12 protein-coding genes and 1 other RNA gene are annotated in these 15,201 nt (G+C 68.2%); 12 read left to right on the top strand and 1 reads right to left on the bottom strand.

Annotated elements, in window-relative coordinates; genetic code table 11:
* The first annotated feature begins 23 nt into the window (after nt 1-23).
* The 7 genes from H4O22_RS15820 (at nt 24) to ssrA (ending at nt 6,384) form a co-directional block, all read left to right on the top strand.
* Nucleotides 24-533, top strand: coding sequence for an acyl-CoA thioesterase (locus H4O22_RS15820; protein WP_182524301.1), 510 nt, complete (start codon nt 24-26; stop codon nt 531-533).
* Between the two features lie 5 nt (nt 534-538).
* Complete coding sequence (locus tag H4O22_RS15815; protein ID WP_182524300.1) at nt 539-1,129, top strand: GNAT family N-acetyltransferase; 591 nt, start codon at nt 539-541, stop codon at nt 1,127-1,129.
* Nucleotides 1,130-1,216: 87 nt separating this feature from the next.
* Nucleotides 1,217-2,680: an LCP family protein gene (locus H4O22_RS15810; RefSeq protein ID WP_182524299.1), complete on the top strand. Its 1,464-nt coding sequence runs from the start codon at nt 1,217-1,219 to the stop codon at nt 2,678-2,680.
* A gap of 555 nt (nt 2,681-3,235) precedes the next feature.
* The gene (gene smpB / locus H4O22_RS15805) at nt 3,236-3,715 is read left to right on the top strand and encodes an SsrA-binding protein SmpB (protein ID WP_182524298.1); all 480 of its coding nucleotides are present in this window, start codon (nt 3,236-3,238) and stop codon (nt 3,713-3,715) included.
* Nucleotides 3,708-4,595 carry an amidohydrolase family protein gene (locus H4O22_RS15800; RefSeq protein ID WP_182524297.1) on the top strand — a complete coding sequence of 296 codons (888 nt, stop codon included), beginning with the start codon at nt 3,708-3,710 and terminating at the stop codon, nt 4,593-4,595. The genes smpB and H4O22_RS15800 overlap by 8 nt, the downstream gene beginning before the upstream one ends.
* A gap of 24 nt (nt 4,596-4,619) precedes the next feature.
* Nucleotides 4,620-5,918: a hemolysin family protein gene (locus H4O22_RS15795; RefSeq protein ID WP_182524296.1), complete on the top strand. Its 1,299-nt coding sequence runs from the start codon at nt 4,620-4,622 to the stop codon at nt 5,916-5,918.
* Between the two features lie 96 nt (nt 5,919-6,014).
* Nucleotides 6,015-6,384, top strand: a transfer-messenger RNA (tmRNA) gene (gene ssrA / locus H4O22_RS15790).
* A 164-nt stretch (nt 6,385-6,548) separates the two neighbouring features.
* On the opposite strand, the gene H4O22_RS15785 is transcribed toward ssrA, so the two are convergent.
* Nucleotides 6,549-7,268, bottom strand: coding sequence for a transporter substrate-binding domain-containing protein (locus H4O22_RS15785; protein WP_220451186.1), 720 nt, complete (start codon nt 7,266-7,268; stop codon nt 6,549-6,551).
* A gap of 303 nt (nt 7,269-7,571) precedes the next feature.
* Between H4O22_RS15785 and H4O22_RS15780 the strand changes: the two genes are divergently transcribed.
* From H4O22_RS15780 to H4O22_RS15760, 5 genes are all read left to right on the top strand, one after another.
* Nucleotides 7,572-9,029, top strand: coding sequence for a type I restriction-modification system subunit M (locus H4O22_RS15780; RefSeq protein WP_182524294.1), 1,458 nt, complete (start codon nt 7,572-7,574; stop codon nt 9,027-9,029).
* Nucleotides 9,026-10,150 carry a restriction endonuclease subunit S gene (locus tag H4O22_RS15775; protein ID WP_182524293.1) on the top strand — a complete coding sequence of 375 codons (1,125 nt, stop codon included), beginning with the start codon at nt 9,026-9,028 and terminating at the stop codon, nt 10,148-10,150. Before H4O22_RS15780 ends, H4O22_RS15775 begins: the two co-directional genes overlap by 4 nt.
* 3 nt (nt 10,151-10,153) lie before the next feature.
* Nucleotides 10,154-11,236 carry a PDDEXK family nuclease gene (locus H4O22_RS15770; protein WP_182524292.1) on the top strand — a complete coding sequence of 361 codons (1,083 nt, stop codon included), beginning with the start codon at nt 10,154-10,156 and terminating at the stop codon, nt 11,234-11,236.
* An 83-nt stretch (nt 11,237-11,319) separates the two neighbouring features.
* Nucleotides 11,320-11,676, top strand: a complete 357-nt coding sequence (locus H4O22_RS15765; protein WP_182524291.1) for a RusA family crossover junction endodeoxyribonuclease — start codon at nt 11,320-11,322, stop codon at nt 11,674-11,676.
* Nucleotides 11,677-11,723: 47 nt separating this feature from the next.
* Nucleotides 11,724-15,140, top strand: coding sequence for a DEAD/DEAH box helicase family protein (locus tag H4O22_RS15760; RefSeq protein ID WP_182524290.1), 3,417 nt, complete (start codon nt 11,724-11,726; stop codon nt 15,138-15,140).
* The last annotated feature ends 61 nt before the right edge of the window (nt 15,141-15,201 follow it).

Here is a 15,201-nt window from a genome sequence, read left to right as displayed (position 1 = left end):
GCAGTGAACGCTACCGTGCGGTCATGAGCCCCGACGCGCACGGCCGACCCCCGTCGTACGCCCGCGTGTCGCTCGCGATCATGACCTCCGGCCGGGAGGCGAACCTCCTCGGCAACATCCACGGCGGGGAGATCGTCAAGCTCGCGGACTCCACGGCCGGGGCGGTCGCGCAGCGGCACAGCGGCGGTCCCGCGGTCACCGCGGCCCTCGACGAGATGGCCTTCCTCGAGCCGGTGCACGTCGGCGACATCGTCCGCACCTTCGGGCAGGTGAACTGGGCGGGCCGGTCCTCGATGGAGATCGGGGTCCGGGTCGAGGCGCAGCCGTGGAACGACCCCTCGACGACGGGCCTGCACGTCGCCTCGGCGTACTTCGTCTTCGTGGCGATCGACGAGGACGGCCACGCGCGGGAGGTGCCGGCGCTGCTGCCAGAGACGCCCAAGGAGGTACGCCGGATGCGGGAGGCCGAGATCCGGCGGGCGCACCGGCTCGCACGACGCGCGGAGATCGAGTCGGGGAGAGCGGGTACCTGACCCGCGTGGACGACTGGCGGCACGTGCGCACCGAGCGGCTCTGGCTCGACGTGGCGACGGTGGCCGACGTCCCCGACCTGCACGCGATCCACGCCGACCCGCAGTCGTGGGAGCACTTCCCGGCCGGGCGGCACGCCGACCGGCTGATGTCGGAGCAGATGGTGGTCAACGGCGAGCGGCAGTGGCGCGAGCACCGGCTCGGCTACTGGTCGGTGCGCGACCGTGAGGGCGGCTCGATCGTGGGTCGCGGGGGCTGCGCGGTGCCGCCGGGGTGCCCGTGGTGGAACCTCTACTACCGGTTCGCCTCGTCGGTGCACCGGCGCGGCTACGCCTCGGAGATGGCGCGGGCCGCGATCGAGGCGGCGAACGACGTCGAGCCCGAGCGGCCCGTGCTGGCCTACCTGCTCGAGCACAACGTCGCCTCGCGGCGTACGGCGGAGCGCATCGGGCTCCGGCTGGTCTGGCGCGGGCCGGACGTCGGCAACCCCGACCGCGACGCGATCCGGCTGGTGTACGTCGACCGGGAGCCGGACGAGGACCTGGCCGCCGCGATCGCGAGGCAGTGCGAGCCGATCGGCGCGTCTGACGCCGTGTGACGGGTGTGGCTGGTGATACTTGCCGGGCAGCACTGACCTTCCCCTTCAGTACTCACCCGCAGTACGCAGCACAGAGAGGCATCTCGCATGCCTGCCGTTCCTTCCCCCGGCCCGCTCCACGACGGTCCGGTCCGCACCACCGCGACGGAGCGGGCGGCACGCGTCCGCTTCCGTCGAGCGCTCTCGCTGATGGTGATGACGCTCGTGGTGCCCGGCTCGGCACAGCTGACCGCCGGCAACCGGCGGGTCGGGCTGATCGCCGTCCGCATCTGGCTGGGGGTCCTCGCCGTCGGGCTGGTGACGCTGCTGGCGCTGCTCGTGCACCCCGGGCTCGCGTTCACGATGGCGTTCAGCCCCGCGCTGCTGCTGCTCGTGCGGCTGCTGCTCATCGCCGCCGCGATCGGCTGGGCGCTGCTCTTCATGGACGCCTGGCGGATCGGCCAGCCGCTCTCGCTCGGGCTCGCGCACCGGCGCGCGGTCGTCGGCGTGAACGGCATCCTGTGCTTCAGCGTGATGGGCACGCTCCTCTTCGGCGCGCACCTGGCCGGCGTGCACCGCGACCTGATCTTCGCGCTGTCCGGCGACGGCACCGCCAGCGGCGCCACCGACGGCCGCTACAACGTGCTGCTCATGGGCGGCGACTCCGGCGCGGGTCGCTGGGGGCTGCGCCCGGACTCGATGACGGTCGCCTCCATCGACGCCGAGACCGGTCGTACGGTCCTGATCGGCCTGCCGCGCAACATGGCGAACTTCCCGTTCGAGCGCGGGTCGATCATGCACGAGCAGTTCCCCGAGGGCTTCGACTGCGACGGCTGCTACCTCAACGGCGTCTCGACGTGGGCCGAGGACAACACCGAGCTGTTCCCCGGCTCGAAGCACCCCGGCGCGGACGCCACCGTGATGGCCGTCGAGGGCATCACCGGCCTCGAGGTCAACTACTGGGCGATGGTCAACCTGCAGGGGTTCAAGGACCTCGTCGACGCCGTCGGCGGCGTGACGCTCACCGTGCGTTCACCGATCCCGGTGGGCGGCCTCGGCGACGACGTCACCGGCTACATCGACCCCGGCACGCGGAAGCTCGACGGCTTCGAGACGCTCTGGTACGCCCGGGCCCGCGAGGGCTCCGACGACTACTCGCGGATGGCGCGCCAGAAGTGCGTGATGGCCGCGATGCTCGAGCAGATCAGCCCGCAGTCCGCCGTACGCAACTTCGAGTCGATCGCCTCCGCGTCGGCCGACATGATCTCGACCAGCCTCCCGGTCTCGGAGTTCGACACGTTCATGTCGCTGGCGCTGAAGGCGCGCAGCCAGAAGGTCTCGACGCTCTCGCTCGTGCCGCCGCTGGTGAACACCGCCGACCCCGACATCCGGAAGGTGCAGGCGAAGGTCACCGAGGCGCTCGACCGGGCCGAGGGCAACGCGCCGCCGCGCTCCGGCTCGGCCGCGCCGAAGAAGCCCGCCGGCGAGGCGCCGGTGACCGGCGGCTCGATCGGCTCGCTCTCCGAGGGGTACGCCGCCAACCAGGCCGAGGACCTCGGCGCCGCCTGCTGACCACTTAAGTCGCGTTTCGCGATGGACTTTGTGGGCCAATTGGTCCACCCTGGGTTAATGTTCGCGCGCTGGGGCTGGGACGCCGAGGACGTCGGCGTCGTCGTGGCCTGGCTGCAGCTCTGGACGGTCATCTACGTCTGGTGGTCCTAGCCCACGCCGCCGGTGGTTGAGCAGCGAAGCCGCGCTAGCGGGTGAGCGTGTCGAAACCCCCGCAGCCGACGTGGGGCGGTGGGCTGGTCTCCGGTGGTTGAGCAGCGAGGAGCGCCAGCGACGAGCGTTGTCGAAACCCCCGCAACCGACGTAGGGCGGTGGGCTGCGGGGGTCTCGACATCGCTCAGGCCCGGGGGCCTTCGCTGCTCGACCACCGGTGGTTGGGCTTCCGGTGGTTGAGCAGCGAGGAGCGCCAGCGACGAGCGTTGTCGAAACCCCCGCAGCTGACGTAGGTCGGTGGGTTGCGGGGGTCTCGACATCGCTCAGGCCCGGGGAGCCTTCGCTGCTCGACCACCGACGGCCCGGGAAGCCCTATCCGGTTGCCACCTCTGGGAGACTGGTGACGTGGCGAAGGAACAGGGGCAGAAGATAGTCGCGCAGAACAAGAAGGCGCGGCACGACTACGCCATCGAGGACACCTTCGAGGCCGGGCTGGTCCTCCAGGGGACCGAGGTGAAGTCGCTGCGCCAGGGGCGCGCGTCGCTGGTCGACGGGTTCGTCGACATCGACCGCGGCGAGGCGTGGCTGCTCGGCGTGCACATCCCGGAGTACACCCAGGGCACCTGGACCAACCACTCCGCGCGCCGCAAGCGCAAGCTGCTGCTCAACCGCGTCGAGATCGACAAGATCGAGCGCCGCGTCAACGAGAAGGGGCTGACCGTCGTCCCGCTCTCGCTGTACTTCAAGGACGGCCGCGCGAAGGTCGAGATCGCCCTCGCCAAGGGCAAGAAGTCGTGGGACAAGCGCAACGCCATCGCCGAGCGCACCGCCGACCGCGAGAAGCAGCAGGCGCTCGGGCGCCACCTGAAGGGCATGAGTGACTGAGGCGGACGTCGCCCCGGTCCGCGCGTTCTGGGAGCGCCTCGGCCTGCCGGGTCTCGTCGACGTCCACGTGCACTTCCTGCCGCCGCCGATCCAGCGTGCGGTCTGGGCGGTCTTCGACGCCGCCGGCCCGTCGCTCGGCCGCGAGTGGCCGATCCGCTACCGGGCCTCCCACGAGGACCGGGTCGCGCTGCTGCGCGCGATGGGCGTACGCCGCTTCCCGACGCTGCCGTACGCCCACAAGCCCGGCGTCGCGGCGTACCTCAACGACTGGGCGCGCGACTTCTCCGCCGACGTCCCCGAGTCGCTGTGGTCGGCGACCTTCTACCCGGAGCCCGAGGCCGCGGCGTACGTCGCCGACCTGGTCGCCGGCGGGGTCGAGGTGTTCAAGGTGCACCTGCAGGTGGGGGAGTTCCTCGCCGACGACCCGCTGCTGGACCCGGTCTGGGGCGTCCTCGAGGACGCCGGGACCCCGGTCGTCCTGCACGCCGGCTCCGGCCCCGTCGGCAACGACTTCACCGGACCCGCGTCGGTGCAGCGGCTGCTGGCCCGGTTCCCGCGGCTGACGCTGGTGATCGCCCACCTCGGCGCCCCGGAGTACGCCGAGTTCCTGGCGCTCGCGGAGACCCACGAGCGGGTGCACCTGGACACCACGATGGTGTTCACCGACTTCTTCGAGGCGGACGGGCCGTACCCGCGCGAGCTCCTCCCGCGGCTGCGCGACCTGCAGGAGCGGATCCTCCTCGGCAGCGACTTCCCGACGATCCCGTACCCCTACGCCCACCAGCTGGAGTCGCTGGCCCGCCTGGACCTGGGCGACGACTGGCTGCGGGCGGTGTGCTGGGAGAACGGGGCGCGGCTGCTGGGAGCGCCCGGCGCGTAGCGACCCGCTGGATACCGTGGCTGCATGGACTCCGGCACCGCGGTGGACATCCTGCTGGTCATCGCCTTCATCTTGATGGGCGGCGTCTTCGCCGCCACCGAGATCGCCCTGGTGTCGCTGCGGGTCGGCCAGGTCGACCGGCTCGAGACGCAGGGTGGCCGTGGCCTCGCGGTGGCCCGGCTGGCCCGGGACCCCAACCGGTTCCTCTCCGCGGTGCAGATCGGCGTGACCGTGGCCGGGTTCTTCTCGGCGGCGTTCGGCGCCTCGACACTGGCGCCGCAGTTCGCGCCGGCGTTCGAGAGCCTCGGCCTGCCGGCCCCCGAGACCGTCTCGCTGGTGGTCACGACGCTTGTCGTGTCCTACCTGTCGCTGGTGCTGGGCGAGCTGGTCCCCAAGCGGCTGGCGCTGCAGCGGTCGGTCGGGTTCGCGCGGATCCTCGCCCCGCCGCTGGGGAAGTTCGCGACCGTGATGACCCCGGTCATTTGGCTACTCTCCCTCTCCACGAACGCCCTGGTCCGGCTGCTCGGCGGGAACCCGGACGCGACCAGCGAGGAGATCGACGAGCAGGAGCTGCGCGGCCTGATCAGCGGCCACCAGGGCATCCCCGCCGAGGAGCGGAAGATCGTCGAGGACGTCTTCGAGGCCGGCGACCGCTCGGTGAAGGAGGCGATGCGCCCGCGCGGCGACGTGGTCTTCCTGGAGGCGGCAATGACGCTGGCCGAGGCCGTCGAGGTGCTCACCCACCAGCCGTACACGCGCTACCCGGTCACCGGCCGCGACTTCGACGACATCGTGGGCTACCTGCACCTGCGCGACGTGCTCGGCCACCGCGACGACCACGACAACACGGTCGGCGACCTGTGCCGCGAGGTGCTGCTGCTGCCCGCGACGAACCGGGTGCTGCCGTCGCTGAACCGGATGCGCCGCGAGGGCGTCCACCTCGCCGTCGTGGTCGACGAGTACGGCGGCACCGACGGCATCGTCACCCTCGAGGACCTGGTGGAGGAGCTGGTCGGCGACATCCGCGACGAGTACGACGCGTCGGCGCCGCCGTCGCTGGGGCCGGGGGAGGAGGTCTCCGTCGAGGGCGGCCTGACCATCGAGGAGTTCGCCGACCGCACCGGCATCGAGCTGGCGGACGGCCCGTACGAGACCGTCGCCGGCTACGTCCTGAACCGCCTGGAGCGGATGGCGGTCCCGGGGGACCGGGTCCCGGTCGACGGCGGCGTCCTGGAGGTCGCCGAGGTCGTCGACCACCGGATCACCCGGGTCGCGGTCGGGTCGGCGCCGGCTCCCAGCGCCGAGCGGGAGGCCCCGGCGTGAGCGCGCGCGGCCGGTCCTAGGGAATGGCGGGTGCGGCTCGCTGGTTGAACCCCCTAGACTGAGGCGCAGGCGGCCTCGGTCGTCCACAACTCAAGAGGGGCTGATCGGTTTCGACTTGGGACGTTAGTTCCAGGGGAAGCGGGTCGAGGAGCCAGCGACATCTCGTAAACGACCGCTGGAAAACACAACTGCCAACGCTAAGCGCAGTTCCTTCGCTCTCGCCGCCTGAGCGGTGATCGAAGCGTCAGTCCGGGCATCTGTCTCCGTCCCGGGTCCTGGCGTCATCTAGGAGACTTGCTGGTCACTCCCTGTCAGGAGGGGTGATCGGGACTCTTTCCTGACTGAGCCTGTCGACGACGTGTCCGTGCGAGCGTCGGGGCCGAGAAAAGCGACATCACGGACTGCACCCGGAGAAGACCTGGTTCGACGCTCGAGGACCGGGGTTCGATTCCCCGCAGCTCCACGACGGGGTCTTCGCAGAATAAGGGCGAAGACTTCGCAGAATTGCCGGTCCCGGCGGGTCGCACCGCCGAGACGCAGCCCTCTTGAACGTGAGCCGCTCCGACACCGTCGGAGCGGCTCACGTGCGTGTTCTGGCAGTCCGTCACAAGCAATATGTCTGCGCCGACCTCACGCGGCGGGCGGGGCGACTGTCGCGTCGTGCCTACCTGATCGGACGAGCGCCTCGGCGATGAAGCCGGTGACTTTCAGGTCCTCGACGAAGGTATGCAGGAATCCGACCGCCTGGGGGCTCCGGGTCCGCGTGGTGCCCACGGCCTGCTGGATCTCCATGAAGCACGGCTCGAGCAGCCGAGTCCCTGGATGGGTGGCGACGAAGTCGACGACCGGCTGCCTGATGCCCGCGGCGACCTCCAGTTGCTGCTCGGCGAACGTCGCGGTGCCCTCGCTGCCACGCACCACCTCTGCGTGAGCCAGGGTGCGGGTGAGGAACAGGTCGTAGGCCGACCCCTTCTTGACCCCGACCCGGACGCCCGGGCGGTCCACGTCGGCGGCAGAGGTGAGAGGCGAGTCGTCGGGGACCGCGAAGACCCCCTCGATGAGGGCGTACGGCGCGGTGAAGGCGACTGTCTCCTCGCGGGCAGGATCGACGGCGAGGAAGCAGATGTCGGCCCGACCAGCGGCCATCGCCTCGAACGAGTCGCGCGCGGCGTCGAAACAGATCAGCTCGACCGGGATCCCGAGCCGGGAGCCGAGCTCACGGGCGATGTCGACCGTGACGCCGGCGGGAGCGTCGTGTGTGCCCTGGGCGAGCACGGGGTTGCCGAGGTTGATCGACGCACGCAGGGTGCCGGACGGTGCTAGATCGTTGGTGATGTCCACGAGCCGCATGGTGCCAGCCGTGTCGCTCGGGGCAGAGGGTGACGTTCCGGTCCGGGTGCTGTTTCCGGCGGTCTGGGGTGCGGACATCCGTCCCTGCTCGCAGAACAGGTCGGCTGGCCTGGAGGTTCGAGATCTGCGAACACCCCACGACGGGGTCTTCGCAGAATTGGCGGAGATTCTTCGCAGAATTGCCGGTCCCGGTGGGTCACCCCGCCGAGAGCCAGCCCTCTTGAACGAGAGCCGCTCCGACGCCAGTCGGAGCGGCTCTCGTGCTCTGTCTGCGGCGTCGGAGGTGCCGCCTAGAGTTCGGGTGTGATCACCGGGGACCTCAAGAGCAAGATCGACAACATCTGGAACGCGTTCTGGTCCGGCGGCATCGCGAACCCCCTCGAGGTGATCGAGCAGATCACCTACCTCCTGTTCATCCGTCGCCTCGACGACCTCCAGATACTGGCCGAGAAGAAGGCCAACCGGACCGGCCGGCCGATCGAGAACCCGCTCTTCCAGCCCGGTCAGGCTGACCTCCGGTGGTCGAAGTTCAAGGATCTCGAGCCGGGGGTCATGCACCAGGTGGTGGGCGAAGGCGTCTTCCCGTTCCTGCGCAAGCTCGGCGGTGACGGGTCGACCTACTCCGCCCACATGAAGGACGCCCGCTACACCATCCCGACACCGGCCCTGCTGTCGAAGGTCGTCGACCTGCTCGACGAGATCCCGATGAACGACCGCGACACCAGCGGTGACCTGTACGAGTACATGCTCAGCAAGATCGCGTCGGCCGGACAGAACGGACAGTTCCGGACGCCGCGCCACATCATCGACCTCATGGTCGCGATGACCGCGCCACAACCCTCCGACGAGATCTGCGATCCAGCCGCGGGCACGTCGGGGTTTTTGGTCTCGGCGGCTCGGCACGTCCGCGAGCACTACCCGTCCGTGATGACTGACGCCGCCCAGCGTCAGCACTTCCACCAGAGCATGTTCCACGGCTACGACTTCGACTCCACCATGCTCCGCATCGGCAGCATGAACATGCTGCTTCACGGCGTCGAGCAGCCCGACATCCGCTACCGCGACTCCCTTTCCGAGGGCGCGTCAGGTGAGGAAGGGACGTACTCACTGATCCTGGCGAACCCGCCCTTCGCCGGCAGCCTTGACTACGAGTCGACCTCCAAGGACCTGCAGCGGGTCGTCAAGACGAAGAAGACGGAGCTCCTGTTCCTCGCGCTCTTCCTCCGGCTGCTCAGCGCGGGAGGTCGGGCTGCCGTCATCGTTCCGGATGGCGTGCTCTTCGGGTCCTCGACGGCGCACAAGGCGCTTCGCAAGACCCTGGTCGAGGACCAGAAGCTTGGCGCCGTCGTCAAGCTCCCCTCCGGCGTATTCCGTCCGTACGCCGGGGTGTCCACCGCGATCTTGTTCTTCACCAAGACCAACTCCGGTGGCACCGACCACGTCTGGTTCTACGACGTCCGCGCCGACGGCTTCTCGTTGGATGACAGGCGCAACCCCATCGATTCCAGCGACCTCCCCGACGTACTAGCCCGCTGGCAGCACCTCGTCGCCGAGAAGGACCGTGCGCGCACCGAGCAGTCCTTCCTTGTCCCCAAGGCAGACATCGTCGCCCAGGGCTACGACCTGTCGCTGAACCGCTACAAGGAGATCGTCCACGACGAGCTCGAGCACCGTGCGCCGTTGGAGATCATCGGCGACATCGAACTTCTCGAGGACGAGATCGCCAAGGGCCTCGCCGAACTGAAGGCGATGCTCTCGTGACCACGACCCTCGCAGACGTCTGCACGATCACGATGGGCCAGGCTCCCACGGGCGACTCATACAACGTTCGCGGCGAGGGTCTGCCCCTGATCGCTGGCGCTGGGGATTTCAACGGGCAGACACTCGCGCCAACGAAGTTCACGACGAAGCCTGGAAAGGTCTCCAAAGCGGGCGACATCGTCCTCAGCATCCGCGCCTCCATCGGGGCGAAGGTCTGGTCAGACGGCGAGTACTGCCTCGGCCGTGGTGTTGCCGGACTACGACCGGGTTCCCAGCTCGACGACAAGTACCTGTGGCACTGGCTCACACGTTACGAACGTGAACTTTCTTCGAAGGGGCGCGGCGCGACCTTCCTCCAGGTCAACAAGACCGACATCGGCAAGATGCCAATCCAACTCCCACCCCTTCCTGAGCAGCGCCGCATCGCCGCGATCCTCGACCACGCCGACGCCCTCCGCGCCAGGCGCCGCCAGGTCCTCACCCACGTCGATGCGCTCGGATCAGCGGCATTCGTGGAGCGTTTCGGCTCGCACGCTGAACTGCTCCCCCTCGGGGAGAGCCTCACCTTCCTAACGAGCGGTGGTCGAGGTTGGGCGAAGTACTACTCCGACCAAGGCGACCGGTTCATCCAGTCCCTGGACGTACAAATGGGTTCGATCAGTGCTCGCGACCCGGTGTTCGTCGTGCCGCCGGACAACGCCGAGGCGCAACGGACACGAACGGCCGTCGGGGATGTGCTGCTCACGATTACCGGTTCAAGGATCGGTCGCGTGGCTGCCCTGCCTGCCGCACTCGCAGGCTCATTCGTGAGCCAGCACGTTGCGATCCTCCGTCCAGACCGGCAGGTGATGCTGCCCGAGTTCCTTGCCGCAATGCTTGCTCTTCCTTCTCTCGGGCAGCACCTGATCGCGGGAGCGCAGTACGGTCAGACCAAGCCCGGTCTCAACTTCGAGCAGATTCGAGGATTCGCGCTGCCGAGGCAGCCACTCCCAGAGCAGCGGCGGTTCGTGGACCGCCTCCACCGGATTGCAAGCCAGCGAGTTGCTATGACTCATGCCGAGACCAGCATCGCGGAGCTCTTCGCTTCCCTTCAGTCCCGCGCCTTTCGAGGGGAGTTGTGACGGATGCCCGTCGAGATGAGGATGTGGCGGATCGACGGCGACGAGCCGAAGCCGCTGACGACCTCGGTACTCCCCGCAGAGAAGGACCTGCACGAGTTCCTCAAGCGCGACCCGTCCCTGCTTGGCGAGCGCTTGTTGGTCATCGGCAGCGAGGTGATCACGCCATACGGGTCACGTCTCGACCTGTTGGCGATCGACGACGAGGGCAATCTCAACCTGCTGGAGCTCAAGCGCGACAAGACTCCACGGGAGGTTGTCGCCCAGGTGCTCGACTACGGCTCGTGGGCCGCGACGCTATCCCGCGACGACATCATCGACATCGCAACCAAGCATCTCGACCAGCCGTTCGAGGCGGCGTTCGAGGACGTCTTCGGAACCGCACCGCCCGACGAGCTAAACGGTGAACTCAGCCTCACCATTGTGGCTGCCGATCTCGACGCCAGCTCGGAGCGGATCGTCAACTACCTTCGCGACTTCGGTGTGCCAGTCAACGCGGTCTTCTTCTCCTACCTCGAGGACGACGGCCGTCGCTACCTGGCCCGCTCCTGGCTGACCGCGTCGGATGACGAGACACCGACCGCCACCACGGGAAGCAAGAAGAGCAAGCGCGCCGCGTGGAACGGCAAGGACTGGTACATCTCCTTCGGCGGCGGTGACCGCGTGTGGGACGACGCCCGCCGGTTCGGCTTCCTCTCGGGTGGCGGCGCCAAGATGTTCTCGCAGGACATGCGGGCCCTGCCGAAGGACGCCCGCGTCTGGGTGAACGTCCCACCGATGCGCTACGTGGCGGTGGGACGGGTCTTGGCCCCTGCATGGCGCTTCGAGGATGCCCAGGTCCGCGTGGCCGGCAACTGGATGCCGCTGGCCGTCCAGTCGCTGCAAGGGTCCTACCCGGGCGATCCGGCGACCGAAGATGACAACGCCGAATGGGTCGTGCCGGTCGAGTGGATCGACGCTCGGCCCCTCGAGGCTGGGTTCTGGGAGAAGGGCATGTTCGCCAGCCAGCACAGCGCTTGCAAACTCCGCCAGGAGTTCACCCTCGCGCGACTCGCTGAGCACTTCGACCTCGACGGGGACGAGGAATGATCGGGTTCGATCAGTCCGGGTCCCATGCGGCGAAGGGGACGCCCCGTTCCGCGTCCAAACCAGTCTCCGCGTTCGCTCGCACTGTGGCGGGCCGGCCCACCGGCTACTCCGCAGGCGCCAACGAGCAGGTCTGGAAGCAGGCCACTCGGGCGGTGTTCGAGGGTTGCGTGTTGCCCGAGGGCTGCCGGGTGCAGGTCGAGATCGACTTCCTCCTGGCGCAAGACCAATTCGGGCGGGTCGAGCCCGACCTGGACAACCTCATCAAGTCCACGGTCGATGCGCTGGAGGGTGTGCTCGGTGTCCGGCCCGGCACCGGTTCCCGTACGGAGACCGACGACGTCCGCGTAGACCGGATCGTTGCCTCGAAGCGACCGGCCCGCAGCGGGGAGCACCCCGGCGCCCGGATCGTGGTCTCCGAACTGCCCGAAATTCCCCTCTGAGCGTGTCGGGACCGACATGATGGGCGGCGACTCAGCGGGGGAGAGGCGTGACCAGCAACTTCGACTTCATCCAGGGCGAGTGGCCGCAGACGCACGCTGACTGTGCGCGGGCAGAGGGCTACCTGACCTCGGATCCGCGTACCGCGTGCATCTACGCGCGACGCGCTGCCGAGCAGTTGGTCGGCTTGATCTACGACGTGGATCGCCTGCCGATGCCGTACAAGAACGACCTCGCCGCTCGGATCAACCAGGCAGAGTTCCGCAACCGGGTCGGTGTGGGGATCGGGCAGAAGCTCAACCTGATCCGCAGTCTCGGCAACAAGGCTGTGCACGACACCCAGCCGATCCCGGCGAAGGCGGCTGTCGACGTCCTGAGGGAGCTCCACCACGTCGTGTTGTGGACTGCGTTCCGCTACTCCACGAACCCTGCCTCTGTGCCCACCGGCGCAGTGTTCGACCTGTCGGCGGCCGGGAAGTACGCGCCACTGAGCCGCTCCGACGTCGTCAAGCTCGCGGAGAAGTTCAGGGCCCAGGACGACGCACACGCGACGGCGTTGGCTGAGCGCGACGACCTGGCCGCGGCCAAGGACGTCGAGATCGAGAAGCTGCGGGCGCAGATCAAGGCGGCACAGGCTGCCAACACGTTGCCGGACACCCGGGATTACTCCGAGGCCAAGACCCGCGAGCTGATCATCGACGAGCTGCTCCGCGAGGCGGGGTGGCTACTTACCGAGGACCGGGACCGCGAGTTCGAGGTCATGGGCATGCCGAACGAGAAGAACACCGGCTATGTCGACTACGTGCTCTGGGGTGCAGACGGTCTGCCGCTGGCGGTGGTGGAGGCGAAGCGCACCACGATTGAGCCGGCGGTCGGCCAGCAGCAGGCCAAGCTCTACGCCGACTGCCTCGAGCAGATGACCGGCCGGCGCCCGGTGGTCTTCTACACCAACGGCTACCAGACCTGGCTCTGGGACGACGCCGCCGGCTACCCGCCCCGCAAGGTCGAGGGCTTCTTCACCGCAGCCGAGCTCGAGCTCATGGTGGGACGCCGCACCGGTCGTCTCCCACTGGTCACCGCGACGATCAGCAAGGAGATCGTCGGACGGCACTACCAACAGCGCGCCATCCGGGCCGTCGGGGACGCCTTGACCGCCAAGCAGCGCGACGCCCTGCTCGTGATGGCCACCGGGTCGGGGAAGACCCGCGTCACGATCGCGCTGGTCGACCAGCTCATGCGAGCCGGCTGGGTGAAGCGAGTGCTGTTCCTCGCCGACCGCACCGCGTTGGTCCGCCAGGCAGCGAATGCGTTCAAGACCCATCTGCCCAACGTCACGACCGTCAACCTGGTCACCGAGAAGAACAACGACGGCCGGGTCTACGTCTCGACCTACCCGACGATGCTCAACCTCATCAACGACATCGACAGCGGCCGACGCATGTTCGGACCCGGCTACTTCGACCTGGTCGTGATCGATGAGGCCCACCGGTCGGTTTACCAGAAGTACGGCGCGATCTTCTCCTGGTTCGACTCGCTCCTGGTGGGCCTGACCGCCACCCCCAAGGACGAGGTCGACCGCAACACCTACGGCCTGTTCAACCTCGAGGACGGCGTCCCCACCGACGCCTACAGCCTCGACGAGGCCGTGGCCGAGGGCTACCTCGTGCCCCCGGTGGGGGTGTCCATGTCCACCAAGTTCCTGCGCCAGGGGATCCGCTACGACGAGCTCTCCGAGGAGGAGAAGGACGACTGGGACTCCTACGAGTGGAGCGAGGACGGGGAGATCCCGGACGCGGTCAGCGCCGACGAGCTGAACCGGTTCCTGTTCAACGCCGACACCGTCGACAAGGTCTTGGCGGCCGTGATGAAGGACGGTCACAAGGTCGCCGGCGGCGACCGCCTGGGCAAGACCATCATCTTCGCCAAGAACCAGAAGCACGCGGAGTTCATCGAGCAGCGCTTCAACCTCGCCTATCCCCACTACGCCGGCGACTTCGCCCGCGTGATCACCCACTCGGTCACGTATGCCCAAACCCTGATCGAGAAGTTCTCGATGAAGGACGAGGCTCCGCACATCGCGATCTCCGTCGACATGCTCGACACCGGCATCGACGTCCCGGAGGTCGTCAACCTCGTTTTCTTCAAGGCCGTCCGGTCCAAGAGCAAGTTCTGGCAGATGATCGGGCGCGGCACCCGCCTGTGCCCCGACCTGTACGGGCCTAGCGAGGACAAGAAGAACTTCTACGTCTTCGACGTCTGCGGCAACCTCGAGTACTTCAGCCAAGACCTCCCCGAAGTCGGCGGCTCGGTGCAGAAGTCCCTCGCCGAGCGCCTCTTCGAGGCCCGCCTCGGACTGGTCGCGGCCCTCGACCACACCTCCGGTGACACCGAGGACGAGCCGGAGGTGGGGGAGGGCGAGACGTCTGAGCGCGGGCTTCGCGTCGACATCGCCTGGTCGCTCCACGAGGTGGTCGCCGGCATGAACGTCGACAACTTCCTGGTCCGCCCCGCTCGGGAGTGGGTCGAGACCTACGCGGAGTGGCCTTCGTGGAAGCGTCTCGACACCGACAGGGCCGGTGACATCGCCCGCCACCTGGCCGGGTTGCCCTCCGCCCACCGCGACGAGGACGAGGACGCCAAACGCTTCGACCTGATCCTGCTGCGTCTCCAACTCGCCCGCCTTGAGAGCGACGCCCTCACCTACGAACGACTGCGCAAGCAGGTCCAGGACATCAGCTCGGCCCTGCTCGGCCAGACCACCATCCCGTCGGTCAAGGCCCAAGAACAGCTCCTCGATCAGCTGGCCGGTGACGAGTGGTGGGTCGATGCGACCCTGCCGATGCTCGAGCTGGCCCGTCGACGGGTCCGGGGGCTGGTGCGGTTCGTCGACTCGACCAAACGTGCCATCGTCTACTCCGACTTCCAGGACGAGCTCGGCGACGCCAGCATCGTCGATCTCCCCGGTGTTCTGCCCGGCACCAACTGGGAACGTTTCCGCGCCAAGGCACGGGCCTACCTGCGCGATCACGAGGACCACCTCGCGTTGCAGCGTCTGCGCCGCAACCTCCAGCTCACCGCCGATGACCTCACCTCGCTGGAGACGATGCTGCTGGAGTCCGGCGCCGGCACCGAGACCGACATCGCCAAAGCTCGCGAGGAGGCCCACGGTCTCGGCCTCTTCGTCCGGTCCCTGGTGGGGCTGGACCGTGAAGCCGCGACCGCCGCGTTCGACCGCTACCTCTCCGACACCTCGTTCTCGACCAACCAGCTCCGCTTCGTTCAGCTGATCGTGGAGCACCTGACCGCCAACGGCGTGATGGAAGTCGCGAGGCTCTACGAGTCGCCGTTCACCGACCACGCCCCGCACGGCCCAGACACGCTCTTCACCGACGACCAGGTCGACGACATCGTGGCCATCCTCGACGATGTCAGAACGCACGCGCTGCCCGATGTCACCGTGGCCTGAGACTCCTGCCCGTGCCTGGTCGCACCTTCAGCGGTTGACTTTTCAAAGTTCCGCGTCAGTG

Origin of the sequence: Nocardioides dongkuii, assembly GCF_014127485.1 — a bacterium.
GTDB lineage: Bacteria > Actinomycetota > Actinomycetes > Propionibacteriales > Nocardioidaceae > Nocardioides > Nocardioides dongkuii.
The sequence above is the reverse complement of the archived record's forward strand: the minus strand, read 5'-3'. Positions and strand labels throughout refer to the sequence as shown.